At 69.3% G+C, this 22,820-nt stretch carries 28 protein-coding genes; all 28 read left to right on the forward strand.

Translation table 11 applies throughout. The features are described from left to right. The first annotated feature begins 51 nt into the window (after positions 1-51). The 28 genes from J2X21_RS04370 (at position 52) to J2X21_RS04505 (ending at position 22,820) form a co-directional block, all read left to right on the forward strand. The gene (locus J2X21_RS04370) at positions 52-462 is read left to right on the forward strand and encodes an HNH endonuclease (protein ID WP_310325288.1); all 411 of its coding nucleotides are present in this window, start codon (positions 52-54) and stop codon (positions 460-462) included. 2 nt (positions 463-464) lie between these two features. Next, entirely contained in the window at positions 465-947 is a 483-nt protein-coding gene (locus tag J2X21_RS04375) for a P27 family phage terminase small subunit (RefSeq protein WP_310325291.1), read from the forward strand. Further along, positions 944-2,896, forward strand: a complete 1,953-nt coding sequence (locus J2X21_RS04380; RefSeq protein ID WP_310325294.1) for a terminase large subunit — start codon at positions 944-946, stop codon at positions 2,894-2,896. Before J2X21_RS04375 ends, J2X21_RS04380 begins: the two co-directional genes overlap by 4 nt. An 8-nt stretch (positions 2,897-2,904) precedes the next feature. Next, entirely contained in the window at positions 2,905-4,161 is a 1,257-nt protein-coding gene (locus tag J2X21_RS04385) for a phage portal protein (protein WP_310325297.1), read from the forward strand. A 1-nt stretch (position 4,162) separates the two neighbouring features. After that, positions 4,163-4,861 carry an HK97 family phage prohead protease gene (locus J2X21_RS04390; RefSeq protein WP_310325300.1) on the forward strand — a complete coding sequence of 233 codons (699 nt, stop codon included), beginning with the start codon at positions 4,163-4,165 and terminating at the stop codon, positions 4,859-4,861. Between the two features lie 50 nt (positions 4,862-4,911). After that, positions 4,912-6,231 (forward strand): phage major capsid protein, encoded by a 1,320-nt coding sequence (locus J2X21_RS04395; RefSeq protein ID WP_310325302.1) that lies wholly within the window; start codon positions 4,912-4,914, stop codon positions 6,229-6,231. A gap of 76 nt (positions 6,232-6,307) precedes the next feature. Then, complete coding sequence (locus J2X21_RS04400) at positions 6,308-6,535, forward strand: hypothetical protein (protein WP_310325305.1); 228 nt, start codon at positions 6,308-6,310, stop codon at positions 6,533-6,535. A gap of 25 nt (positions 6,536-6,560) precedes the next feature. Beyond that, positions 6,561-7,019 carry a hypothetical protein gene (locus J2X21_RS04405; RefSeq protein WP_310325306.1) on the forward strand — a complete coding sequence of 153 codons (459 nt, stop codon included), beginning with the start codon at positions 6,561-6,563 and terminating at the stop codon, positions 7,017-7,019. A 3-nt stretch (positions 7,020-7,022) separates the two neighbouring features. Next, positions 7,023-9,290 carry a hypothetical protein gene (locus J2X21_RS04410; protein WP_310325308.1) on the forward strand — a complete coding sequence of 756 codons (2,268 nt, stop codon included), beginning with the start codon at positions 7,023-7,025 and terminating at the stop codon, positions 9,288-9,290. Continuing rightward, positions 9,290-10,165 (forward strand): head-tail connector protein, encoded by an 876-nt coding sequence (locus J2X21_RS04415; RefSeq protein ID WP_310325311.1) that lies wholly within the window; start codon positions 9,290-9,292, stop codon positions 10,163-10,165. Before J2X21_RS04410 ends, J2X21_RS04415 begins: the two co-directional genes overlap by 1 nt. Next, positions 10,159-10,524, forward strand: coding sequence for a phage head closure protein (locus J2X21_RS04420; protein ID WP_310325313.1), 366 nt, complete (start codon positions 10,159-10,161; stop codon positions 10,522-10,524). Before J2X21_RS04415 ends, J2X21_RS04420 begins: the two co-directional genes overlap by 7 nt. After that, complete coding sequence (locus J2X21_RS04425) at positions 10,521-11,021, forward strand: HK97-gp10 family putative phage morphogenesis protein (RefSeq protein WP_310325315.1); 501 nt, start codon at positions 10,521-10,523, stop codon at positions 11,019-11,021. Before J2X21_RS04420 ends, J2X21_RS04425 begins: the two co-directional genes overlap by 4 nt. Continuing rightward, positions 11,018-11,431, forward strand: a complete 414-nt coding sequence (gp17, locus tag J2X21_RS04430) for a tail completion protein gp17 (RefSeq protein ID WP_310325318.1) — start codon at positions 11,018-11,020, stop codon at positions 11,429-11,431. The genes J2X21_RS04425 and gp17 overlap by 4 nt, the downstream gene beginning before the upstream one ends. 71 nt (positions 11,432-11,502) lie before the next feature. Beyond that, positions 11,503-11,946, forward strand: coding sequence for a hypothetical protein (locus J2X21_RS04435; protein WP_310325321.1), 444 nt, complete (start codon positions 11,503-11,505; stop codon positions 11,944-11,946). A gap of 113 nt (positions 11,947-12,059) precedes the next feature. Beyond that, entirely contained in the window at positions 12,060-12,500 is a 441-nt protein-coding gene (locus J2X21_RS04440) for a hypothetical protein (RefSeq protein WP_310325323.1), read from the forward strand. A gap of 53 nt (positions 12,501-12,553) precedes the next feature. Next, positions 12,554-12,958, forward strand: coding sequence for a hypothetical protein (locus J2X21_RS04445; protein ID WP_310325326.1), 405 nt, complete (start codon positions 12,554-12,556; stop codon positions 12,956-12,958). Beyond that, entirely contained in the window at positions 12,939-16,358 is a 3,420-nt protein-coding gene (locus J2X21_RS04450; RefSeq protein WP_310325328.1) for a phage tail tape measure protein, read from the forward strand. Before J2X21_RS04445 ends, J2X21_RS04450 begins: the two co-directional genes overlap by 20 nt. Beyond that, complete coding sequence (locus J2X21_RS04455) at positions 16,355-17,812, forward strand: hypothetical protein (RefSeq protein ID WP_310325330.1); 1,458 nt, start codon at positions 16,355-16,357, stop codon at positions 17,810-17,812. The genes J2X21_RS04450 and J2X21_RS04455 overlap by 4 nt, the downstream gene beginning before the upstream one ends. Further along, positions 17,809-18,648, forward strand: a complete 840-nt coding sequence (locus J2X21_RS04460; protein WP_310325332.1) for a hypothetical protein — start codon at positions 17,809-17,811, stop codon at positions 18,646-18,648. Before J2X21_RS04455 ends, J2X21_RS04460 begins: the two co-directional genes overlap by 4 nt. Before the next feature lie 3 nt (positions 18,649-18,651). Next, positions 18,652-19,152, forward strand: coding sequence for a hypothetical protein (locus J2X21_RS04465; RefSeq protein WP_310325334.1), 501 nt, complete (start codon positions 18,652-18,654; stop codon positions 19,150-19,152). Positions 19,153-19,155: 3 nt separating this feature from the next. Then, complete coding sequence (locus tag J2X21_RS04470; RefSeq protein WP_310325337.1) at positions 19,156-19,488, forward strand: hypothetical protein; 333 nt, start codon at positions 19,156-19,158, stop codon at positions 19,486-19,488. After that, the gene (locus J2X21_RS04475; protein WP_310325342.1) at positions 19,488-19,778 is read left to right on the forward strand and encodes a hypothetical protein; all 291 of its coding nucleotides are present in this window, start codon (positions 19,488-19,490) and stop codon (positions 19,776-19,778) included. Before J2X21_RS04470 ends, J2X21_RS04475 begins: the two co-directional genes overlap by 1 nt. Next, positions 19,769-19,936: a hypothetical protein gene (locus J2X21_RS04480; RefSeq protein ID WP_310325345.1), complete on the forward strand. Its 168-nt coding sequence runs from the start codon at positions 19,769-19,771 to the stop codon at positions 19,934-19,936. Before J2X21_RS04475 ends, J2X21_RS04480 begins: the two co-directional genes overlap by 10 nt. A 73-nt stretch (positions 19,937-20,009) precedes the next feature. Beyond that, positions 20,010-21,113, forward strand: coding sequence for a hypothetical protein (locus J2X21_RS04485; protein ID WP_310325347.1), 1,104 nt, complete (start codon positions 20,010-20,012; stop codon positions 21,111-21,113). 14 nt (positions 21,114-21,127) lie between these two features. Beyond that, on the forward strand, positions 21,128-21,454 hold the full coding sequence (locus J2X21_RS04490; protein WP_310325349.1) for a hypothetical protein: 327 nt from the start codon (positions 21,128-21,130) through the stop codon (positions 21,452-21,454). Positions 21,455-21,466: 12 nt separating this feature from the next. Further along, positions 21,467-21,949, forward strand: coding sequence for a glycoside hydrolase family 108 protein (locus J2X21_RS04495; protein WP_310325351.1), 483 nt, complete (start codon positions 21,467-21,469; stop codon positions 21,947-21,949). 2 nt (positions 21,950-21,951) lie between these two features. Beyond that, positions 21,952-22,470 carry a hypothetical protein gene (locus J2X21_RS04500; RefSeq protein ID WP_310325353.1) on the forward strand — a complete coding sequence of 173 codons (519 nt, stop codon included), beginning with the start codon at positions 21,952-21,954 and terminating at the stop codon, positions 22,468-22,470. A gap of 164 nt (positions 22,471-22,634) precedes the next feature. Beyond that, a complete protein-coding gene (locus tag J2X21_RS04505; RefSeq protein ID WP_310325355.1) occupies positions 22,635-22,820 on the forward strand; it encodes a hypothetical protein in 186 nt (61 codons plus the stop codon).

Here is a 22,820-nt window from a genome sequence, read left to right on the forward strand (position 1 = left end):
AGTTCGAAGGCCCCACGCAGCAATGCGCGGGGCCTTCGCCTTTTTGGCACCATGTCCCAACACAAGCACCTCTACAACTCGGCCCGCTGGAAGCGCATGCGTGCGCGCCAGCTGGAGTCCGAGCCGCTGTGCCGCATGCATGCGGAGCTGGGGCAGCTGGTGGGCGCGACGGTGGTGGACCACGTCAAGGCGCACCGCGGTGATGTCGAGCTGTTCTTCGACCACGACAACCTGCAGTCGCTGTGCAAGCCGTGCCATGACGCCCACAAGCAGGCGCAGGAGCACAGCGCCTCCGGCCTGCTGCGCGGCGCTGGTCATGACGGCCGCCCGTTGGACCTGGCCCACCCCTGGCACCAGCCCGCACGGGGGGTAGGGGCGGGTGAAAAGTCGGAAGTGCCTTCCACACAAGACCGGCGTCTTCCCACCGCGTGCACGCCCGCGAAATTGGGAGGGGGGGCTTAAGCATGGCAGGCAGGCCATCCAAGCCCTCGGCCCTCAAGGCCATCGAGGGCAACCGGGGCAAGCGGTCCGGCAACGACGCCGAGCCCGAGTTCGACCTGGTCAGCGACCTGGAGCCGCCCTGGCACCTCGACGACGGCGCGCAGCAGGTCTGGCGCGAGCTGGCCTTCATGCTGCGCAAGGCCCAGGTGCTGACCGTGGCCGACAAGGTCGCGCTGGAGCTGCTGTGCAACACCATCGCCGACATCCGCCTGGTGCGCGCCCGCCGCGGTGACGAGTTCGTCATCAAGAGCCCGAAGACCGGTTCCGAGATGCTGGCCCAGCACCTGGTGGCCGAGCAGATGCTGGTCAAGCGCGCCGAGGCGCTGCTGGCCAAGTTCGGCATGGACCCGGCCAGCCGCTCCAAGGTCATGGTGAATCCGCAGCTCGGCCTCTTCGGCGACGGCGGCGCCGATCAATCCAACGGCACAGGCCGCTTCTTCAAGTGAGCGACTTCGTCAACCGCCTGGTCTACGGCACGGCCTCGCGCAAGCCTGCGCCGCGCGCCAAGAAGACCTCGGTCGCCGGCGCGGCACGCCAGGCCGGCCAGGCCAAGAAGGCGAAGCGCGTCTTCGGCGCCGCGCGCGACCGCGCCACCGCCTACGCCAAGGGTGTGCTGGCAGGCGACATCATTGCCGGCCCGCACGTGCGCGACGCCTGCGCCCGCCACCTGCGCGACCTCGACGAAGGCCCGGCCCGCGGCCTCATCTGGAACGTGGCCGAGGCCGAAGAGTCCATCGCCTTCTTCGAGGAGGTGCTCTGCCTGAACGGCGGCGAGTTTGAAGGCAAGCCCTTCATCCTCGACCAGTGGCAGTGCTTCATCGTCGGCAGCATCTACGGCTGGCAGACCGAGCACGAGACCAAGGGCCTGATCCGCCGCTTCAACATGGTCTACGTCGAGACCGCGAAGGGCTCGGGCAAGTCGCCGCTGGCAGCCGGCGTCGGCATGAAGGGCCTGGTCGCCGATGGCGAGCCCCGCGCCGAGATCTACGCCGCCGCCACCAAGAAGGACCAGGCCATGATCCTGTTCCGCGACGCGGTCGCCATGCGCGACCAGTCGCCCGAGCTGGAGCGCCGCGTCACCAAAAGCGGCGTCGGCGAGCGCACCTGGAACATGGCCTACCCCGCCAACGCCAGCTTCTTCCGCCCCATCGCCGCGGAAGACGGCAACAGCGGCCCGCGCCCGCACGTCGGCCTGGTCGACGAGTACCACGAGCACAAGACCAACGCCGTGCTCGGCATGCTGCAGGCCGGCTGGAAGAGCCGCCGCCAGCCCTTCACCTTCGTCATCACCAACAGCGGCGCCGGCAAGCAGACGCCGTGCGGCATTGAGCACGACTACGCCGTCGAGGTCGCCGCCGGCCGCGCCGTCAACGACGCCTACTTCGCCTTCGTCTGCGGCCTCGACGAAGGCGAAGACCCGTTCGAGAGCGAGGCTTGCTGGCCCAAGGTCAACCCCTCGCTGCAATTCCACGGCCTGCCCGGCGTCGACTATCTGCGCAAGCAGGTCACCAACGCGCGCGGCATCCCCAGCAAGGAATCGCTGGTCCGCCGCCTCAACTTCTGCCAGTGGACGGCGGCCATCAACCCGTGGCTCTCCGCCGCCGTGTGGGACCCGTGCCGCCTGGACTTCGACGCGCTGGACCTGCGCGGCCGCCGCGCCTTCGGTGGCCTGGACCTCTCCAGCACGACCGACCTCTGCGCCTTCACCCTGCTCGTCGAGCCTGCCGACCCCATCGTCACCGTGCGCTGGGAAGCCTGGGCCGTCGCCAAGGCACTCCATGACCAGGACCCGCTCAGCGCCGCGCACCCCGGCGACGAGCCCCCGCGCGGCGAGCCCTACAAGCTGCTCAACTGGTGCTGGCTGCCCGAGGGCGGCCCCGACAACTCGCTGGAGAAGCGCAGCCAGAAGGACCGCGTCGACTACGTCGCCTGGGCCAAGCAAGGCTTCCTGGAAGTCACGCCTGGCGCCGCCGTCAGCAAGCACTTCGTGCTGCAGCGCGTGGCGCAGATCTGTGCCCAGTTCGATGTGCCGCACATCGCCGCCGACCGCTGGCGCCTGGCCGACTTCAAGCAGCAGGCCGCAGACGCCGGCATCACGCTGCCCGAGCTGCTCCCCTTCGGCCAGGGCTTCCAGGACATGAGCCCGGCCATCGATGCCTTCGAGACCGCCGTGCTCAACCGCACCGTGGCCCACAACGGCCACCCGGTGCATACCTGGTGCGCCAGCAACGCCGTCACCGTGAGCGACGCCGCCGGCAACCGCAAGCTCGACAAGTCCAAGGCCACGGGCCGTATCGACCTGATGGTGTCCGACGTGATGGCCCACGCCAGCAAGGTCAAGCCCGACATGCGGCAAGACCTCGACGCCTTCCTCAACAACCTCATCGTCGGCTGACCGCACCCATGAAATTCACGACCGTCCCCGAGTCCTGGGACTTGCTCCCGCCTGGGTGGGTCAGCATGGGCAGCGGTGCGCTGGCAGAGCGGCCCGGCCGGCAGCAGACCCAGCCCACCAGCACCCTGGTGGCCGACCTGCCGATGATCGGTCCCGAGAGCGCCCTGCAGATCAGCACCGTGTATCGCTGCATCTGGCTCATCTCCAGCCTCATCGCCAGCCTGCCGTTCTTCGCCTATGACGAGCAGGGCAATGGCAAGCGCACCCTGGCCCGCACCTCGCGGCTCTACCAGCTGCTGCGCGACAGCCCGAACGCCCGCATGACGCCGATGGAGTTCTGGATGGCCATGCTGCTCAACCTGCTGCTGCGCAACCGCTGCTACGCCCGGCTGCACCGCGACGAGCGCACCGGCGAGGTCATCGCCATGTGGCCCATGGCCGCCGACCAGGTCGAGAGCTTCGTGCTCGACGACGGCAGCATGGCCTACGCCTACCGCATCGGCAGCGACGTCGCCGTGCTGGCCGAGGAGAACGTGCTGCACATCAAGGATCTCGGGAATGGCACCGAGGGTCTGTCCAAGCTCGACCTCATGCGCCCCACCACGGCCGAGGTCGCCTCGGCCCAGTCCGCCGCCAACCGCCTCTTCTCCAACGGCGGCAAGCCGACCGGCGTGCTCATGGTCGACCAGGTCCTGAAGCAGGACCAGCGCGACGCCGTCAGGGCGCGCTTCGCCGAGATGCAGACCGGCAGCTTCGCCCGCCTCTTCGTGCTGGAGGCAAACATGAAGTACCAGCAGCTCAGCCTGACGCCCGAGCAGCAGCAGCTGCTGGAGACGCGCCAGTGGGGCGTCGAGGAGCTGTGCCGCTGGTTCGGCGTGCCGCCCGTGCTGGCCTTCCACTCCAACGTCACCACCTGGGGCAGCGGCGTGGCCGAGATCGTCGACGGCTTCCACAAGCTGACGATCAGACCCATCGTCGTCAACATCGAGCAGGCCGTTCGCAAGCGCGTCATGAGCGCCGGCCAGCGTGCCCGCCAGGTCGCCGAGATCAGCCTCGATGCCCTGCTGCGCGGCAACCTGAAGGACCGCTTCGACTACTACGGCAAGGCCGTCCAGAACGGGCTGAAGACCCGCAACGAGTGCCGCCAGCTCGAGAACGATCCGCCCCTGCCAGGCGGCGACGTGCTCACCGTGCAGAGCAACCTTCTCCCCATCGAGCTGCTCGGCCAAAGCCCGCAGCCCTCCATCCACATCAACGGAGCCTGACATGCTCGTCCGCAAGACCCTGCAGCTCTCTGACGTCGACCTCAAGGCCGAGGGCGACACCGGCCGCTTCTCCGGCTATGCGTCCGTCTTCGGTGGCGTCGACTCCTACGGCGACACCATCGTCAAGGGCGCCTTCGAGCTGACCCTCAAGAAGCACGGCAAGCCCAAGATGTTCTTCGGCCACAACTGGGGCATGCTGCCCATCGGTAAGTGGACGACCGCCAAGGAAGACGACCACGGCCTGTACGTCGAAGGCGAGCTCACGCTGGCCAGCAGCATGGGCCGCGACGTGTACGCCGCCCTCAAGCACGGCACGCTCGACGGCCTCAGCGTCGGCGGCTTCGTCGTCAAGGGCGACTATGACGAGACCGAGACCGGCCGCGTCATCCGCCGCTGGTCGGTCCTCAAGGAAATCTCGCCCGTCACCTTCCAGGCTGACGCCGCCGCCACCATCGATCTGGCCAGCGTCAAGGGCGCCGACATCACCGAGGCCATCGCCGAGGTCGAGTCCATCCGCGATTTCGAGCGCCTCCTGCGGGATGCAGGCGGCTTTTCCAAAGGGGCCGCTGCCGCGCTGGTGGCCCGCGTCAAGGCCGTGCTGGGCGTCGTGGGGGAACCCGAGCCGCAGAGCGCCGAGGCGAAGGCCATGGCCGAGCTGCTGACCCGCGTGCAGGCGCTGGGCAGCCATCTGCCGGGCTGAGCGTTCCACCCCTCCGCACCTCCACTCCACCTCCACCAAAGGACATCACCATGACCCGATTCCATCGCACCCCGCGAGCCTGGCTCGCCATCGCCGCCATCGCCCTCGTCGGACTGGCCCTCTATGCCACCGGCGTGCTCGCCTTCCAGCCCGAGCACCTGGGCGCCCTCATGCTCGCCAGCGCCGTGCCCGGCGCCGAGCTGACCGCGGTCATGAAGGCGCTCGACACGCTGGAGACCAAGCTCAAGACCTGGGACGAGAAGGCCGCCGGCGAGCTGAAGACCCTGGGCGAAGTGTCGAAGGACACCAAGACCGCCGTGGAGAACCTCGGCAACGACCAGAAGGCCCTGGCCGAGCGCCTGCTCGTGCTGGAGCAGAAGGGCGTCATCCCGAAGAACCCCGACGAGAAGGCCGACACCAGCTGGGGCGCCCAGTTCATCAAGGGCTGCTCGCAGGAGGAGCGCCAGGCCCTGGTTGAGGGCAACCGCAAGACCGCCGGCTTCACGGTGAAGAACACCGTCACCAACACGGTGGGCAACACCTACTCCGACCGCAAGCCCGGCATCGTCGGCGGCGCCTTCCGGCGCCTGACGCTGGAGCAGCTGCTCTCCACTGTGCCCACCAGCGCCAACGCCGTGGACTACGTGCGCGAGAACGTCTTCACCAACAGCGCGGCCGAAACCACGGAAGGCAACGTCCTGCCGGAGAGCGCGGTCACCACCACGCCCGTGACGGAGCCCGTGGCCACCATCGGCCACTTCCTGAAGATCAGCAAGCAACTCGCGGCCGACAACGCCATGCTGGCCGCCTACATCAACCTGCGCCTGCGCTACGGCGTGGACCTGCGGGTCGAGAACCAGATCTGGGGCGGCAACGGCACTGCGCCGAACATGAGCGGCTTCACCAAGACTGGCAACTTCACCGCTCACGGCTACACCGCCGCGAGCCTGACCGCCGCTGGCCTGCTCAACAACCGCTTCGACCTCATCGGCAAGATGATCGGCGACAGCGAACTGGGCGACTACGCCGCCGACGCCATCGTGCTCAATCCTGCCGACTGGTGGTCGATGCGCCTGACGAAGGACAGCCAGGGCCGCTACATCCTCGGCGACCCGGGCGCGGCCATCGAGCGCACGCTGTTCGACCGCCCCGTCATCACCACCGCCGCCTGCGCTGCCGGCAAGGTGGGCGTGCTGTCGCTCGGCCAGTCCGGCACCTTCTACAACCGCGAGGGCGTCCAGATCGACATGAGCGAGCACGACGGCGACAACTTCCAGCGCCTGCTCATCACGCTGCGCGCCGTGCGTCGCTGCATGCTGGCCGTCGAGCGTCCGGCGGCCGTCCGCTACGGCGACCTGGTCCCGGCGTAATCCCGCCCCCTTCTCTTCCGCAACCCTGCAGCGGCCCGGCCTCACCAGCCGGGCCGCCTGCTTTCTGGAGCCCACCATGCCCCGCGTCAAGTTCATCACGACCGGCCACAGCCATCTCGTCGGCAACTTCTCCGCCGGCGACACCTACACCGGCGGTGAGGCCGAGTGCCGCCACTTCGTCGAGGACGCGCGCTGCGCCGAGTGGGACGAAGTCCAGGCGTCTGGACAGGCCAAGCCCGAAGCGCGGCCCGCCGCCAAGACGGCCAAAGCCAACGCCAACGCCGCTCCGAAGCGCCGCGGCTGAGCCCACAACACGCGAGGACCTTCACATGGCCATCCTTCAGTTCTCCACCGCAATGCGCAACAACCTCGGCGAGGCCTACGAGCTCACCATCAACGGCCAGACGCTGAGCGCTGGCGCGGGCGCCGGCGGCAGCATCACCGGTTCGGCAGCGCCGCCGAAGTGCCAGATCTACACCGGCGCCATGCCGGCGAACTGCGCCGCCGCGGCCACCGGCACCAAGATCGCCGAGATCAACTGCCCGGCCGACTGGATGGCGGCCGTGGCCAGTGGCGTGAAGTCCCTCTCGGGCAGCTGGTCCGTCGCCGCCATCGCCGCTGGCACGCCGGGCTACTACCGCATGGTCGATTCGTCGGGCGTCTGCCACGAGCAGGGCGACGTCACGGCCGTCGGCGGGGGTGGTGCGATGACGGTGGACAACACCAGCGTCGGCCTGGGCCAGACCTTCACGGTCCTTACCAAGACCGTCACCGCGCCGAACGCCTGAGCCATGGCTATCGCGCTGCTCTCCTCCGTCAAGTCGGGCTCCAGCAATGGCGCCACGACGAGCGCCATCGACACCACCGGCGCCAAGCTGCTCATCGCGGCTTTGACCTACAACAACGGCGTCACCCCGACGCTGACGGACAGCGCGGGCAACACCTGGACCCCGCTGACTGCCACCAGCGACGGCAGCACGCGATCGACGCGCCTGTACTACTGCATCAACCCGACCGTCAGCGCTGCGCATACCTTTACCTACGGCCCGACCAGCGTGCTCGGCGCCCTGGTCGTGTCGGCGTGGAGCGCATCGGGCAGCGTTGCCTTCGACAAAGAGGTCGGTGGGTTCGCGTCCGGCGCGTCGGTGACCGTGGCCGGCGCCGCGGCCAGCGTGACGCCGGCCAACAACAACAGCCTGTTGCTCACGGCCTTCGGCTTCGGTGCCAATGCCGTGACGGCGTCGCCTGGCTCCGGCTGGTCGCTCATCCAGTGCCAGGACGGCGTGGCCAGCACGAACTTCGGCTGCGGCGCGCTGTACCAAATTCAGACGACGGCCGCGACCATCGCAGCTGCCACGGTCATCGGCACCGCAACGGGGGCGGGCAACCAGGTCGACCGTACTGCGGTGTTCTATGAGGCCGCGAGCGCCAGCATCACGGTCTCGACGCCCAGCGCCTTCGAGGTCCACCAGCGCAGCGGCACGACCGGCAGCATCCAGATCAGCGGCACGGTCAGCGGCCCGACCGAGGACATCGAGGCCAGCTTCAACGGCGGCGCCTACCAGACGATCGCCACGAACGTAGCGGCAGGCAGCTTCAGCGGCACGTTGACCGGCCAGGCGCAGGGCCAGGGCACCCTGACCGTCCGCAAGAAGACCACGACCAGCGCCAGCGCCACCGTGGCCAACGTCGGTATCGGCGACGTGTTCCTCCTGGCCGGCGACTCGCGCGCCGAAGGCCGCGGCACCAACGGCCAGGCCTACACCCACGCGACGCTGAAGGCGGCCAAGTTCTCCGGCGGCGCCTGGGCCGAGCTGACCGAAGCGTCGAGCGCCGGCACCATCGCGCCGCTGATGGCCACGCGCATCATGGCCAGCCAGGGCGTCCCGGTCGCGTTCATCTACACCGGCGTCGGCGGCACCGACGTGGCCGGCGTGAACAACACCTGGGCCAAGCCCAACGGCCAGTACAACGCCGCAGTCAGCGCCGTCACCAGCTCGACCGTCTCCGGCGTCAAGGGCGCCATCTTCCTGCTCGGCCCCAACGCCATCTACAACGCCAACGGCGCGGCCATCCCGCTCGCGACCTACCGGACGGCGCTGGACACGCTGGCGACCAACATCGCGGCCGATCTGCCTGGCGCGCCCAAGCTGTTCGTGGACGTCTGCGGCGAGATGGCCAGCGCCTTGCCGCCAGACCCGCGCACGGCCCGCGACAACATCCGCGGCGCCGTGCTCTCGGCCTGGACGAACAACAGCACCGCCATCAAGGGCGGCCCGGTCCTCATCGAGCAGGACTATGCCGACAACGTCCACCCCAAGACCGACGCCGAGCTGCTGGTCCAGGCCAACCGCTACTGGCTCGCCGTCGAGGCAGCCCTCTACAGCGGCACCCGCCCCCGCGGCCCGCGCGTCAGCTCAGCGCAATGGAACGCGGGCCGCAACCAGCTGACGGTCGTCTTCGACCAGGCCCTGAAGACCGGCCTGACGCACGCCACGCAGGCCTGGATCGTCAACGACGTGGGCGGCCTGGGCGCGATGACGATCAGCTCCGTGGCCTACCACGGCAGCAACCCGAACGCCCTTGTGCTGACCACCAGCGCCGCCGCCACCGGCGCGAACGGCTCCACCCGGCTGTCGTTCGCGTCCGGCGACGATGCTGTTGGCCGTGTGGTGCCGCTCGGCACCGACATCAGTCTGCCGGGTGGCGGCGCCGCCAACCAGCCTGCCGAGCCCATCTATGCCTACGCGGTGTCGGAGTTCGCTGCGACCGCCACGACGGTGACGCTGACCCTGACGACGGACGGCAGCACCCCCGCCGCCAGCAAGACCGGGCTGAGCTGGGCGTTCTTCGACCAGGTGACGCCCGGCAGCTTCCTGACGCCCACCGCCAAGGGCACCGGCGCCAGCACGAACGGCTCCGGGGTCTTCTCGGTGAGCATCACGGGCACCGCGCTGCTCGTCGGTGCCACCGGCTACCTCATCGTTTCCAACACCGACGGCACGCCTGGCCAATCCCCGGCGGCTGACGTGTTCAGCGGCCCGGTGGTGGTGAGCTGATGGCGGCGCTCTTCCGTCCGCACCGCATCGCCGGCGCGGCGCTGTATGCGCCCGACTACGGCGAGGTCGGCGTCACGGCCAACAGCTCCCAGACGATGGGGGCTTTCGTCGGTGCAGCGGCTGCGGCCGTGGTGGTGGCGGCCTCCTCGGCCGTCGCCATGGGCGCCTTCGTGGGCGCGTCGTCGGCGTCGGTTGGTGTGGCGGCCAACTCTTCTGTCAGCATGGGCGAGTTCACCTCGCTGGCCACGGCCACCACGGACATCAACGCGAACGCGGCCATCGCGATGGGAGCCTTCGCATCGTCGTCCCAGGCCGAGGTGACTGGAACCGCTATCGACCCGGGTGAGCCCGTCACTGTCGAGGAGGCCAAGCTGGCCGCCCGCTTCGAAGGCGACGAGCTGGACGCCTACATTGCCGGCGCCATCTCGGCGGCTCGGGCCCAGGCCGAGCAGATCACCGGCCGCGTCTACCGGCGCCGCGTCTTCCGCTTCGAGATGTCCAGCTGGCCAGCTTCCGGGCAGAGCTTCAGCGTGCATGCGCCCGACCTGTGCGAGATCACCTACTGGGGCGCCAACGGCTGGCAGCAGTTGTCGCCCTCGGCCTTCGAGTTCGCCGGCATGGGCGGCGGTGCCGAGATCGCCCCAGCGCTTGGCGCCGCCTGGCCCGAGCTGGCGCCCAAGGCGCTCGGCGCCCGCGTCAGGGTGGATTTCACGGCCGGTCCTACCGATCGCGCCGAGGTCGACGCCGCCGTCAAGCTCTACATCAAGGCGCAGGTCGCTGCCTGGCTGAACAGCCCCGAAGCGGTGGCCGACAAGGACCTGCAGCCCTCGCCGCTGATCGCCCGGCTGCTCGACGCCGAGAGGCTCTGGTGCTGACCACCTACCGCGAGCGCATGCTCGGCGCCGGCGACCTGGACCGCCGCGTCACCCTGCTGGCCCGCACGCTCACCCGCGATCCGGTCTACGGCGCGCAGGAGGAGAGCTGGGCTGACGCCGCCACGCTGTGGGCCAAGGTCGAGGAAAGCTCCACGGCCGGCGAGGCCCAGGCCCGCGACGGCCAGGCCACCTATGGGCGACCGCACCGCGTCACCCTGCGCTGGCGCGCCGGCGTCACGACCGACATGCGCCTGCGCCTGGACGATGGCCGCCTGCTGCAGATCCTCGGCGCCTCGCCGCTCGGCCGGCGCAAGTGGCTGGAGCTGAGTTGCGTGGAGTGGAGGCACCAGCAGTCATGAGCGAAACCAAGGTCAAGGGCCTGGCCGAGCTGAAGGCCGCGCTGGCCCAGCTGCCCGAGAAGATCGAGCGCAACATCATGCGCGGCGCCATCCGCGCCGGCCTCAAGCCCTTGAAGGAACAGGCCGCGGCCAACATCCGCTCGGTCAGCGGCCAGCTGGCCGACAGCGTGCGCGTCGGCACCAAGACGAAGAAGGGCGCCGTCATCGGCACCGTCACCGCCGGCGTCAGCAAGAAGAACAAGCGGCCCTACTACGCGCACATGGTGGAGTTCGGCACCAAGCGCCACATCATCAAGGCGCGCCGCGGCAAGCTGCTGGCCATCGGCGTCGCCAAGGTCGACCACCCCGGTGCCCGGCCCAAGCCTTTCATGCGCCCGGCCTTGGATGCCACCCAAGCCCAGGTGCTGGAAGGGGTGCGCGAGTATGTCCGCACCCGCCTGGCCACCAAGCACGGCATCGATGTGCCGGCGCCGCTGGCGGAGGGCGACGAGCCGTGAGCGCCGAGATCGTCATGAAGGCCCTGCTGCAGGGCAGCGCCGCCGTCACCGCGCTGGTCGGCGCCGATGGCGTGTGGGTGGAGGAGGCGCCGCTGGGCGCGCCGCTGCCGCTGCTCATCCTGGAGCAGGTCAGCCGCGTCGAGCGCCGCACGGTGGCCCGCAACGAGGCCGTGCTGCTCGTCACCTCGCGCATTCAGGTCACCGCCCTGGCCGAGACCTACGCCGCCAAGAAGCAGCTGCTGGCCGCCGTGCGGCAGGCCTGCGGCAACGCCCTGGGCACCGTGGCCGGCATCGCCGGCGTCTGCACCCGGGCCGACGTCACCGGCCCCGACATGCGCGATGACCAGCGCGGCGTCAGCGCCCAGAGCCAGGACTTCATCGTCATCTGCCACGAGCCGGGCTACCTGTAGCCCACCGAGTTCCCAACCCACCCGCCGGCACCGCGAGCGGGGTTTTCAACCACGTCTGAAAGGACTTCACCATGAGCGCAGAAACCTCTGCCGGCACCCTGTTCAAGATCAGCGCCGGCCTTCCCACCACCTACAACGAGGCCGGCTTCGAAGCGCTGACCTTCACCGAGGTGGGCGAGATCACCGACTACGGCGAGTTCGGTCGCAAGTACAACCTGGTCAAGCACAACCCGGTCGCCACACGCAAGACGGTCAAGCGCAAGGGCAGCTACGACTCGGGCTCCATGACCATCCCGATGGCGCTGGACAACAGCGACGCCGGCCAGGCCATCATGAGCGCCGCCGCGAACTCCGACGCCAGCCACAGCATCTGCATCGAGCTGAAGGATGGCTACAAGTACTACTTCACCGCCCAGGTGATGCAATTCCTCATCAAGGTCGGCAGCGTCGACTCCATCACCCAGGCCACGGCCATGCTGGAGCTGGACGACGACATCGTCGAATCCGCGCCCTGATGCGCTGACCGCGTCCAGACGCCTGGACGCGCCCCTTGGCGCCACCTCGCGCCCAGGCCCCGGCTGATCCCCGGGGCCTTCTTTTTCCCACTTCCACCTGAAAGAGCCACACCATGAAGCTCAACATCAAGACGCGCGCCGCCGCAGACACCGCCACCATCGACCTGCTCGACGGCCAGGGCGAACCGCTCATGACCGAAGCCGCTGACGGCGCCGAGCCGCAGCCCGTCACCGTCACCCTCTACGGCCCGGGCTCCAAGCAGCACGCCGCGGCCGTGGCGGCCAGCCAAACGCGTGCCCTGAAGTTCAAGCGCGACAACAAGGGCCGCGAGCCCACGCCCGAGGAGCGCACGGCCGAGCAGGCCAGGCTGCTGGCCGACGTCACGGTCGGCTTCGGCAACCTCGCCTACGCCGACGACAGCGGCCGCGAGCTGGAGGGCCGCGAGCTGGCTCTGGCCGTGTACGGCGACACCACGTTGGGCTTCATCGCCGAGCGCGTGAACCGTGCCAGCGTGGACTGGTCGGTTTTTACGAAGCCCTCGTCCAGGAACTGATCGTCCACGTTCGTCAGCTCGCCTGGTACAGCGTGACACCCAAGAAGGCGGACATGACGCGCGCCGAGAAGGCCAAGGCCGAGGGCATGCCCCTGCTCTTGCCGCCCGCGGGCGACGCCGCCTACCTGGTGGCCCACCTCTTCGAGGTCGGGCCGCTGGGCTGGGCCGGCATGGGTGAGGTGCCCATCAGCCACGTCGACATCCAGGCCTGGCAGGCCAACATGGGCATCGAGCTGGAGGCCTGGGAGGCCCGGGCGCTGCGCCGCATGTCGGGCGCCTACGTCGACCAGCTCGCCAAGAGCCGCGAGCCGGCCTGCGTGGCGCCCTGGGCGCCCGAGACACTGCCCGAGGACGCGCGCGCCGTCGTGCACAACAAGGTCAAGAGCGCCTTCAGCGCGCTCGCGCAGATCTCCACCAAGACAGGACGCCCCCGTCACCATGATCGCCGGCACCGTTGAGATCCAGATGCTGGCCGACATGGCCAGGCTGCGCGAGGACGTCTCCACCGGCGTCGGCCTGGTCGAGCGCGGCGCGCAGAAGATGCAGGAGGTCGCCGGCCTGGCCGGCAAGGCGCTCGGCCTGATCGGCGTCAGCCTGTCCGGCGCGGCCTTCGGCGCCTGGATCAAGGGCGCCATCGATTCGGCCGACGCCGCCAGCAAGCTCAGCCAGCGCGCTGGCGTGGCCGTCGCGGACGTGGCCGGCCTGCAACTCGCCTTCGACCTGGGCGGCTCCAGCGCCGAGGGCATGGCGGGCGGCCTGACCAAGCTGGCCAAGAACATGGTCGAGGGCGGCAAGAGCTTTGACGAGCTGGGCGTCAAGACCCGCAACGCCGACGGCACCATGCGCGGCGTCAAGGATGTCTTCTATGACGTCGCCGACGCCTTCGCCGGCATCGAGGACGGTGCCGCCAAGTCGGCGCTGGCCCAGCAGATCTTCGGCAAGAGCGGCGCGGAGCTGCTGCCTGTGCTCAACGGGGGCTCGGCCGGCCTGCGCGAGATGGCCGAGATGGCCGACAAGCTCGGCCTGACGCTGAGCGACGAGACCGCGAAGGACGCCGAGAAGTTCAACGACACCCTGGACCTGCTGCACAAGAGCACCCAGGGCATCGCCACGCGCATTGCGGCGCAGATGCTGCCCACGCTCAACAGCATGGCCGGCGCGCTGCTGGAGACGGCTACCGAAGGCGACACGCTGAACCGTGCGGCCGACATCCTGGCCGGCGGGCTCAAGCTGCTGTTCAGCGCCGGCGCGCTCGGCGTCGAGGTCTTCAACACTCTGGGCAAGACCATCGGTGGTGTGGCCGCAGCCATCGTGTCCGTCGCCAAGGGAGAGTTCGCCCAGGCCAAGAGCATCCTGGGTGAGATGGGCAGCGACATCTCCGCCGGCTGGAGCAAGAGCGCCGCGACGGTCGCCAAGGCCTGGGGCGACTCGGGTAGCAAGTCCGTCACCAGCCTCACCGCCGTTGCGGGCGCCCAGCGCCGGCTCGCGCTGCAAACGAACGAAGAGGCCGCCGAGTCAAAGAAGCTGGCCGACCAGAAGGCCGCCGACGCCAAGAAGGCCGAGGAGGACTACCGCAAGCTGATCGACAAGATCAACGAGAAGACCAAGGCCGTCGAGCAGGAGACGCTGAAGGGCAGGGCGCTCACCGAGTCCGAGAAGATCGCCATCGAGATCGAGGCCAAATACACCGGCGAGAAGCTCAAGGCGGCGCTGGCGACGCTGGAGAAGATGCGCGCCGCGGAGGACGAGAAGCGGGCCACCGAGCTGTCCACCAAGGCCACCGAGGCCGCCACCGCCGCGCGGCTGAAAGAGGCCGAGACGATCTCGGCCGGCGTGCTGAAGCTTGACGAGGAGATCGAGGCGCAGCGCGCCGCCAACATCACCACGCTGACCGGCGTGGACAACACCGCAGCCCTGACCGTGGCCAGGCTGCGCGACGCTGCCGCCAGCGCCGAGCGCCAGGCCATGGTGGCGCTGGAGCGCAAGGAAGACGAGGTCCTCTACCAGCAATACAAGCTGCAGGCCGAGAAGCTGCGCGAGCTGGCCGACCTGAAAGAGCAGGGCATCCACGTCAAGGCGGCCAAGGATGCGCAGGATGCCTGGCAGAAGACCACCGACAGCATCGGCCAGGGCCTGACCGACAGCCTGTATCGGGCTTTCGAGGCCGGCGAGGGGTTCTTCTCCACGCTGTGGTCCGGCATCAAGAACACGCTGAAGACCACCGTGCTCAAGGTGGCCATCAATGCGGTCATGAGCCCGATCAACACCGTCATCAACAGCGCCATGGGTGGGGTGATGGGTGGTGTGATGGGCAGCCTGGGCGGCGGCGCCGCCGGCGGCGGCGGCATCCTGGGCGCGCTGGGTTCCCTGGGCTCCATGGGCTCGGGCCTCATGTCCTCCATCGGCAGCGGTATCGGCAAGGCCTTCTCCTCGGCCGGTGACTGGATGACCGGCGGCCTGGGGAACCTGGCCGATGGGCCGCTGTCCGGCCTGGGCGGCTGGCTGAGCGAAACCGGCACGAGCCTGCAGTCTTTCAGCTCGGGCGCCTCCACGCTCATGAGCGGCATTGGCTACGCCGCCGCGGCTTTTAGCGCGATCAACGACATCAAGAACGGCGCCTGGGGCTCGGCCATCGGCACCGGCCTGGGCGCCTGGTTCGGCGGGCCCATCGGCAGCTTCATCGGCGGCACCATCGGCAAGGGCGTCGACAAGCTGTTTGGCGGCAACGGCACGCACCACGCGGGCGCCGGCTACGTCAGCGACGGCACGACCGGCCGCAACATCAGCGACGGCTCGATGGGCCTGTCGTGGAGCTATGGCGACTCGGTCGGCAAGTACTACAGCTCGGGCGTCAGCGACGCGCTGAAGTCGATCACCGGCGGCTCGGCCAGCATGCTCAACGAGCTGAGCAAGACCTTCGGCGGCGGCGGCGGCTACCAGGTCGGCGCCTATTTCGCCAGCGACAACGACCGCGAAAGCCAGGGCAGCCGTTCGGTGCTGCTGAACGGCCAGATCCTCAGCCAGTGGGGCGGCAAGGGCCTCGACAAAGATCCGACCAAGGGCCTGCAGCAGCTGACCGACGCGCTTGCTGGCCAGGTGCGCGACGCCATGGCCCAGATCGACATCCCGAACTGGGCCCGCGAGACGCTGAACCAGCTCGGCGCCGGCGCCACGATGGAGCAGCTCGCCGCCGCCACGCAATCCATCATCCAGTCGCAGCAGGCGCTCAAGGGCATGGGCGACCTGTTCGCGCCGCTCGGCGGCGTGTTCGCTCGCATCGGCGACCTCAGCGGCGAAGCCAAGATGCAGCTGCTGCAGTTCGCCGGCGGCCTGGAGGCGCTGGCCGCCAAGGCGCAGAGCTATGTGGCCAACTACTACAGCGAGACCGAGCAGGCCGCCCTGCAGGCCGCCGGCATCAAGCGCGCGCTGGACGCTGCCGGCATCACGGGCGACATCAACACCCGCGAGGACTTCCGCACCCTGGTCGATGCCACCGACGTGCAGACCGAGGACGGCCGCCGCCGCCTGGTGACCCTGCTGGACATCCAGCAGAGCTTTGCCGGCGTGGCCGACTACATCGAGAAGACCGGCACCACGCTCGACGCCCTGGCCGCCAGCGCGCCGCAGCTCGCGCTGCTGCAGCAGCAGGTCGACGGCCAGGCCGCTCAGGTCGACGCCGCTCAGCAGACCGTCGAGGCCGTCAACACGGTGAACGAATCCATCCTGGGCGTGCAACAGGCGCTGAGCTTTGGCCTGCAGGTGCTGGCCGACAAGCTCGACCAGGTCGTGTCCACCGCGGCCGAGAACGCCAGCTACATCGCCGGCACCGCGGCTCAACGCCAGTACGCCCAAGCATGATCAGCGACGCCGAATTCCGCGCCTGGCTGCTGGCCGACGACAAGCGCCGGTGCGTGCTGGCCGAGGTCGAGGCCTACAGCGGCGGGGCCGTGGTGACCCGCTATCTCAGCAACCTCGGCTACACCAGTGGCCCGGCCGACACGCCGGCCAACACGCCCTACGACGAGATCCTGCTCAGCGTGCCGAGCTTCGCCAGCCGCATGAGCGACGCGCTGCAGGGCTACAGCCAGCTCGCGTTCGGCGACCTCAACATCAGCAACGCCGGCGGCGATCTCGACGGCTGGCTGCTGGACGCTTGGGACGGCCGCCCGGTGCGCCTCTACCTCGGCGACCCGGCCTGGCCGCGCGCCGACTTCCGGCTGGTGTTCTTCGGCGCGGCCGAGGACATCCTGGCCAGCGGCAACAGCATGCTCACGCTCAAGCTGCGCGACCGCCAGGTGCTGCTGGCCGTGCCTATGCTCACCACGCTCGTCGGCGGCGCCGGCCCGGCGAAGGATCGGCGTCGCCCCGCCTGCTACGGCCAGTGCCGGCACGTCTCGCCGGTGCTGATCGACGCGGCCACGCGCACCTATGCCGTTCATGACGGCCCGATCCAGGCCGTCGACCAGGTCTACGAGGACGGCGTGCCCGTCGCCTACACCGCCAACCTGGCGGCCGGAGAGTTCTCGCTGACCGCTGCGCTGACGGGCCAGATCACGGCCGACGTGCACGGCTCCAAGACGGGCGGCGTGTACGTCGACAGAACGGCCGACATCGCCCGCCGCATCGTGCTGGAGCGCACCGGCCTGGCCGACATCGATGCCGCGTCAGTGGCCCAGCTCAACAGCGATCAGCCTGCCGCCGTGGGCCTCTACGTCAGCGGCGACGCGATCACCGTCATCGGCGCGCTCGACACGCTCATGACCGGCGCCGGCGCCTTCTACACCGTCAACCGCGCCGGCCAGCTCACCATGGGTCAGTTCAACGAGCCGGCCGGCCCGCCCGTACTCACCCTGCAGGACGAAGACCTGGCCTACGGCCAGACGGCCCTGCAGCGCCGCATCCTGCCGCTGCGCAGCGTGCGCGTGGGCTATGCGCGCAACTTCACGACGGTCTATTCGCCGGCCGCCTCGCTCACCGAGGCGCAGCGCCAGCGCCTGGCCGATGAGTTCCTGGTGGCAAAGGCCACCAACACCATCACCGGGAACCTGCTGGCCGTCGACGGCGACCTGGCGCGCAGCTGCTTCGCCGACGAGGCCGACGCCGCGGCCGAGGCCTCGCGCCGCGCGGCGCTGTGGGGCCAGCTGCGGCGCATCTTCCGGCTGCCGGGCTTTCTGGCCGCCCAGCAGCTGCAGCTGGGCGATGTCATCGAGCTGGAGCTGGGGCGCTATGGGCTGAGCGGCGTGCTGGCCACTGTCGTCGGCCTGCGCGAGTCGCTCACCGGCGGCCGCGTCGAACTGGAGGTTTTTCTGTGACCGGCAACCTGCGCATCATCAGCACGAACGAGGCCGACGAGGCGGTGCTGGACAGCAGCGACTTCCTGGCCGCGCTCCCCGTGGGCAACCTGCAGCTGCAGGGCCGGGCGCGCGTGGCCCGCACGTCCAACGCGGCAGGCCTCAAGCTCATCGAGGGCGAGTGGCCGAACCCGCGCGTGCTCACGGCCTGCGTGCTGCAGGGCCACAACCTCACCAGCTCGGCCACCTGGCGGCTGCAGTGCTGGAGCGGCGTTGGCCAGACGGGCGACCTGACCTATGACAGCGGCACTCAGCGCGCGCTGCGCCGCATCGGCTGGGGCCTGTTCGGCTTTGGCCTGGTGCCGTGGGGCTCGACGGTCTTCACGGACTGGGAGCGGGCCTTCTCGGTGCTGTGGTTCGCGGCAATTGCCGCGCGCAGCTGGCGCATCACGCTGGCCGACGCCGGCAACCCCGCCGGCTACCTGCAGGCCAAGCGGCTGCTCATGGGCAGCTACTTCGAGCCCGCAGTGAATGCTGAGTACGGCCTGGAGCTGACCTGGCGCGAGGACACCACGCAGCAGCGCACCCAGGCCAGCACGCTGCGCAGCGACGCCGGGCCGCAATACCGTCGCCTGGCCGGCAACCTCAGCCACCTGGACGCCATCGAGCGCGCGCGCTTCATGGAGCTGTGCCGCAAGGTCGGCATGCGCCGCGAGATCTTCGTCAGCGTCTTCCCCGGCACCGGCAGCACGCAGGAGCGCGACTACGCGCTGCTCGGCAAGTTCACCGTCATGCCTGACGGCGCCCACGGCAACCCGGCCAGCTGGCAAAACAACTTCACCATCGAGGAGAGCTAACCCATGGCCGACCTGTCCCCCTACATCCCCGACCTCGACGACGAAGACTACGTCGAGAAGATCGCGGCCGCGTTCACGCTGATCGACGGCTTCCTGGACGAGATCGAGGCCGGCCGCGACGGCCAGGCCAGCCTGGCAGCCAACTTCGCGCGCTACATCCGCGCCGCCGCCGGCCTGCAGGCCGCGCTGGCCGCCAACGGCCACAAGATCACCGGCCTGGGCGCGCCCACCGCTGCCGGCGACGCCGTCACCAAGGCCTATGCCGATGGCCTGGCGTTCTCGTCGTCGCTGCCGGCCCAGGCGGGCAATAACGGGGCGGTCATCAGCACCGACGGCACGACGGCCTACTGGACCTTCGACTACGCCAGGAAGAACGGCAGCGCGTCGGAGACCTTCTCCATGGCCACCCAGGCCTCCACCGACGCCAGCAAGAAGGGCGCCAACACCGAGTTCGTTCAGGAGCGCTGTGGCCTGAACGCCGAAACACTTTTCTACCGGGGGTAAGACATGCCTGCAAAGATCCATGGCAATTTGGGCTCGGTGGCGCCAGCAGTGGCGACCCCTACGGCCCTGTACGCGGTGCCGGCCAGCCGCAAGGCGACCGGCACGCTGACGATCTGCAACCAGAACGCCAGCGAGGTCGCGGTGAGGGTCGCGGTGGTCAATGGCGCCATCAGCGGCGTGGCGGCGAAGGACTACCGCGAGTACGACACCAAGGTGGCCGCCAACGGCGTGCTGGAGAAAAGCGGCGTGCCCGTGGCCGCCGGCTACACGCTGATGGTGCGCAGCGACACGGCCAACGTCGCTTTCAACTTCGACGGAATCGAGGAGGACGCCTGATGGGCCGCTCGCTCAACCCCGCGCCCGGCTCGCCGCGGCCGATGCAGCGCGGCACAGGCACCCTTGCTGCCGCGACCACCTCTGTCGACATCACCGTCAGCGCGGTCGATCCACTGAAGGCCGCGCTGTTCGTGAACGGGTACTACGGCGTGACGGCCTCGACCACGCCGAACGATTTGGCGCTTCAGTGGGAGATCATCAACGCCACGACGATCCGCTTCTCTCGCCCCGTCGCGGGCGGCGCGTCGCCGGCGCTGAACATCAAGTGGGAGCTGCATTCGTGGAACTGACCTACTTCTACGCCCAGGTCAATGCCGATGGCATCTGCTTCGCGGTGACCTCGCACGGCTCGCCGCTGCCCGCCTCGCCGACGCTCATCCCGCTGGATTCGTATGACGAGTCCAAGCTGGGCCAGAAGTTCGTCGACGGCAAGTTGTCGCCTGCCTGACGAGCCGGTCCAGGCGTCTGCACAACCCGCCCGCCACGCGCGGGCTTTTTCATGCCCTAAAAGGATCATCCCCATGCGCTCCTACTTCATGGGCGTGCTGTTGGCCCTGGCCGCCGCTTGCCACTTGGCCGGCTGCGGTGGCGGCGCCGCCGGCCCGCTGCCCGAGGCCCAGGCCGCCGCTCCAACAGATGCCTGCCCCACTGGCGACGCCACCGCGCAGCTGCAGGCCATGGTCGACGCGGCGCGCGGGCAGCTGGAGCTGCCGGCCTGCGTGTTCAACACGTCGGCGCCCATCGTCATCGCCAGGCCGCTGCGCCTGGTGGGTGCCGGTGCCACGGTCGACGGCACCATCATTCGCACCACGGCCGCCGAGGGGCTTGTGGTGGACCCGGCCGTGCGCATCAGCGTAGCCATGGCGCCCAACAAACGAGGTTGGTGGGGCTCTGTCGAGCAGTTGCGCATCGAGCCGGCGCTGCAGGGCGGGGGCAAGCACGCGCTGGTGCTGCGCGTGCGCCCGGGCTTCTTCATCAACAACTGGCTCGTTGACCGCGTGCACCTCGGCGATTTCGGCGAGCAGGGCCTGCTGCTGGACAACTCGGCCGGCAACGTCGACGGAATCTTCACCGGCCTGGTGGCGCGGTCATTCATCGAGAACGGCGTGAAGGCGGTGCTGATCGGTGACTCGGTCGCCTTTTCTCGCCTGGTCGTGACGAACGGGCCCAGCCGCTTCAGCGGCCCGGGCCTGCCAGGCTTCGACATCAGCACTGTCGACGGCGCTGCCGAATCGGTCATCGAGTGGAGCAACATCACGACGGCCGGCGGCTGCGTGCAGGTCCGCAACGGCCAGGGCATTGGCATCCTGCACAACTGGTGCGAGTCGGCGCGGGCGCCGGCAGGTACCGGCCTGATCACGCTGGCCAACTGCCTGGACTGCGCCGTGCGCGAGAACCGGGTGCAGACGCTCAGCGGCGAGGCCGCCTGGGCGCTGGTGCTGGACGGCAGCCAGCGCACCGTCATCGATAGCAACAAGCTCAACCCCGGCACGGCCGGCCACATCGCATTCCGCAACGGCGCCAGCCAGAACAAGTTGAGCGGGCTGAACCGGTTCTACGGCGGTGCCGATGTGCTCGCAGGCAAGTTCGACGGCGCGGCCGCGGGTCTGCTCGCAACCCCCTGATAGGACCTACACCCATGCCCGACCCTTTGACGCCCGACCAGCGCGCCGCCGTCGACGCCATGCTGGCCAGTGCCCTCACGCCCATCAACGAGCGCCTGGACCGCGGCGCCGAGAAGATGGGCGGCCTCACCGACAGCCTGGCCGAGCTGCGCGACGAGCTGAAGCGCAACACCGGCACGACCGAGGAGGTGCGCGCGCTGCTGGACCTCGGCAAGGGCGGCCTGCGCGTGCTCGGCGTGCTCGGCGCGGCCGTTAAGTGGATCGGCGGCATGGCCACCGGCTTCCTGGCCCTGTACGCCCTCGTGCATGCCCTCAAGACGGGCTCGCCGCCCAAGCCCTGACAGGAGTGCCCCATGAGCACCTTTGACACGTTCATCGCCCGCGTGCTGACGCACGAGGGCGGCTACGTCAACGACCCCCGCGACCCGGGCGGCGAAACGAAGTTCGGCATCGCCAAGCGGAGCTATCCCGCGGTCGACATCAAGGGCCTGACGCGCGAGGCCGCCATCGAGATCTACCGGCGCGACTTCTGGAACCGCGTGCAGGGCGACAAGCTGCCGCGCAGCTTCGCATTCCAGGCGCTGGACGCGGCCGTCAACCATGGCATCGGCAACGCCGTGCGGTGGATGCAGCGCGCCGCCGGCGTGGCCGACGACGGCATCGTCGGGCCGATGACGCTCGCAGCCGTGGCGCGGGCCGACGCGGTCGACCTAGTCCTGAACTTCAACGCCGAGCGCCTGCGCTTCTATACGAAGCTGGCTGCGTTCGATGTCTTCGGCCGCGGCTGGGTGCGCCGCGTTGCCGACAACCTGGCCTACGCCGCGGAGGACAACTGAACATGGATCCCATCAGCATCGCCATGGGCCTGGCCCAGTTCGCGCCGCAGGTCGTCAAGTGGATCACCGGCAGCGACGACGCCGCGGCCGGGGCGCAGAAGGTCGTCGACATCGCCGGCGTCGTCACCGGCAAGACCGACCCGGCCGAGGCCCTGGCCGCCCTGCAGGCCGACAGGCAGCTGCAGCTGCAGTTCCAGCAGGCCGTGATGGCCAACGAGACCGAGCTGGTCAAGGCCTTCCTGGCTGACACGCAGAGCGCCCGGGCGCGCGATGTGGCCATGGTGCAGGCCGGCGTGCGCAACTACCGCGCGACGGCCCTGGTGGGTGCGGCGCTCATGCTCGTCGTCGTCTGCCTGGCCGTGGTCATCTGGCAGAGCGACCTGAACGAGTTCGCCAAGGGCGCCGTCACGCTGATCCTTGGCCGCGCGCTGGGCTGGGTCGAGCAGGTCTTCTCGTTCGAGTTCGGCACCACGCGGGCCAGCAAGGCGAAGGACGACACGATCAACAAGCTGTCGGGCTGACGCTCGTCGCGGCGCCATGAGCTGCCCGCTGTGCGGGAACCCGGGTCATCGGCTCAGCCAGTGCCCGCGCTGGATCGTCTCGCGGACGCCGCGCAAGGCTTGCGCTAACGCTTCGCACGTGCGAACCTATCCCCCAAAGACTAGGGGTGATAGGGAGGCCCGCCGTGGGACTGATCAAGGAAATCCTCGCCGCGATGTTTGGCGGCCGCCTGGAGCCTGCAGCTGACGCTGCAGAGGCCGCCTGGCGCGACTACGAATCCACCTGGGCAATGGACCCTCCGCCTGACCCGCGTGAAGTTTTTATCGCCGGCTACCGGGCGCGAGACGAGCGACAGCCGGAGCCGCGCTGA

Origin of the sequence: Roseateles asaccharophilus, from assembly GCF_031458115.1 — a bacterium.
Classification (GTDB): Bacteria; Pseudomonadota; Gammaproteobacteria; order Burkholderiales; family Burkholderiaceae_C; genus Pelomonas; species Pelomonas asaccharophilus_A.

Coding starts and splice junctions, on each gene's coding strand:
- J2X21_RS04370 (WP_310325288.1), top strand. CDS start 52: ATGTCCCAACACAAGCACCTCTACAACTCGGCCCGCTGGAAGCGCATG.
- J2X21_RS04375 (WP_310325291.1), top strand. CDS start 465: ATGGCAGGCAGGCCATCCAAGCCCTCGGCCCTCAAGGCCATCGAGGGC.
- J2X21_RS04385 (WP_310325297.1), top strand. CDS start 2,905: ATGAAATTCACGACCGTCCCCGAGTCCTGGGACTTGCTCCCGCCTGGG.
- J2X21_RS04390 (WP_310325300.1), top strand. CDS start 4,163: ATGCTCGTCCGCAAGACCCTGCAGCTCTCTGACGTCGACCTCAAGGCC.
- J2X21_RS04395 (WP_310325302.1), top strand. CDS start 4,912: ATGACCCGATTCCATCGCACCCCGCGAGCCTGGCTCGCCATCGCCGCC.
- J2X21_RS04400 (WP_310325305.1), top strand. CDS start 6,308: ATGCCCCGCGTCAAGTTCATCACGACCGGCCACAGCCATCTCGTCGGC.
- J2X21_RS04405 (WP_310325306.1), top strand. CDS start 6,561: ATGGCCATCCTTCAGTTCTCCACCGCAATGCGCAACAACCTCGGCGAG.
- J2X21_RS04410 (WP_310325308.1), top strand. CDS start 7,023: ATGGCTATCGCGCTGCTCTCCTCCGTCAAGTCGGGCTCCAGCAATGGC.
- J2X21_RS04415 (WP_310325311.1), top strand. CDS start 9,290: ATGGCGGCGCTCTTCCGTCCGCACCGCATCGCCGGCGCGGCGCTGTAT.
- J2X21_RS04425 (WP_310325315.1), top strand. CDS start 10,521: ATGAGCGAAACCAAGGTCAAGGGCCTGGCCGAGCTGAAGGCCGCGCTG.
- J2X21_RS04435 (WP_310325321.1), top strand. CDS start 11,503: ATGAGCGCAGAAACCTCTGCCGGCACCCTGTTCAAGATCAGCGCCGGC.
- J2X21_RS04440 (WP_310325323.1), top strand. CDS start 12,060: ATGAAGCTCAACATCAAGACGCGCGCCGCCGCAGACACCGCCACCATC.
- J2X21_RS04445 (WP_310325326.1), top strand. CDS start 12,554: ATGACGCGCGCCGAGAAGGCCAAGGCCGAGGGCATGCCCCTGCTCTTG.
- J2X21_RS04450 (WP_310325328.1), top strand. CDS start 12,939: ATGATCGCCGGCACCGTTGAGATCCAGATGCTGGCCGACATGGCCAGG.
- J2X21_RS04455 (WP_310325330.1), top strand. CDS start 16,355: ATGATCAGCGACGCCGAATTCCGCGCCTGGCTGCTGGCCGACGACAAG.
- J2X21_RS04465 (WP_310325334.1), top strand. CDS start 18,652: ATGGCCGACCTGTCCCCCTACATCCCCGACCTCGACGACGAAGACTAC.
- J2X21_RS04470 (WP_310325337.1), top strand. CDS start 19,156: ATGCCTGCAAAGATCCATGGCAATTTGGGCTCGGTGGCGCCAGCAGTG.
- J2X21_RS04475 (WP_310325342.1), top strand. CDS start 19,488: ATGGGCCGCTCGCTCAACCCCGCGCCCGGCTCGCCGCGGCCGATGCAG.
- J2X21_RS04485 (WP_310325347.1), top strand. CDS start 20,010: ATGCGCTCCTACTTCATGGGCGTGCTGTTGGCCCTGGCCGCCGCTTGC.
- J2X21_RS04490 (WP_310325349.1), top strand. CDS start 21,128: ATGCCCGACCCTTTGACGCCCGACCAGCGCGCCGCCGTCGACGCCATG.
- J2X21_RS04495 (WP_310325351.1), top strand. CDS start 21,467: ATGAGCACCTTTGACACGTTCATCGCCCGCGTGCTGACGCACGAGGGC.
- J2X21_RS04500 (WP_310325353.1), top strand. CDS start 21,952: ATGGATCCCATCAGCATCGCCATGGGCCTGGCCCAGTTCGCGCCGCAG.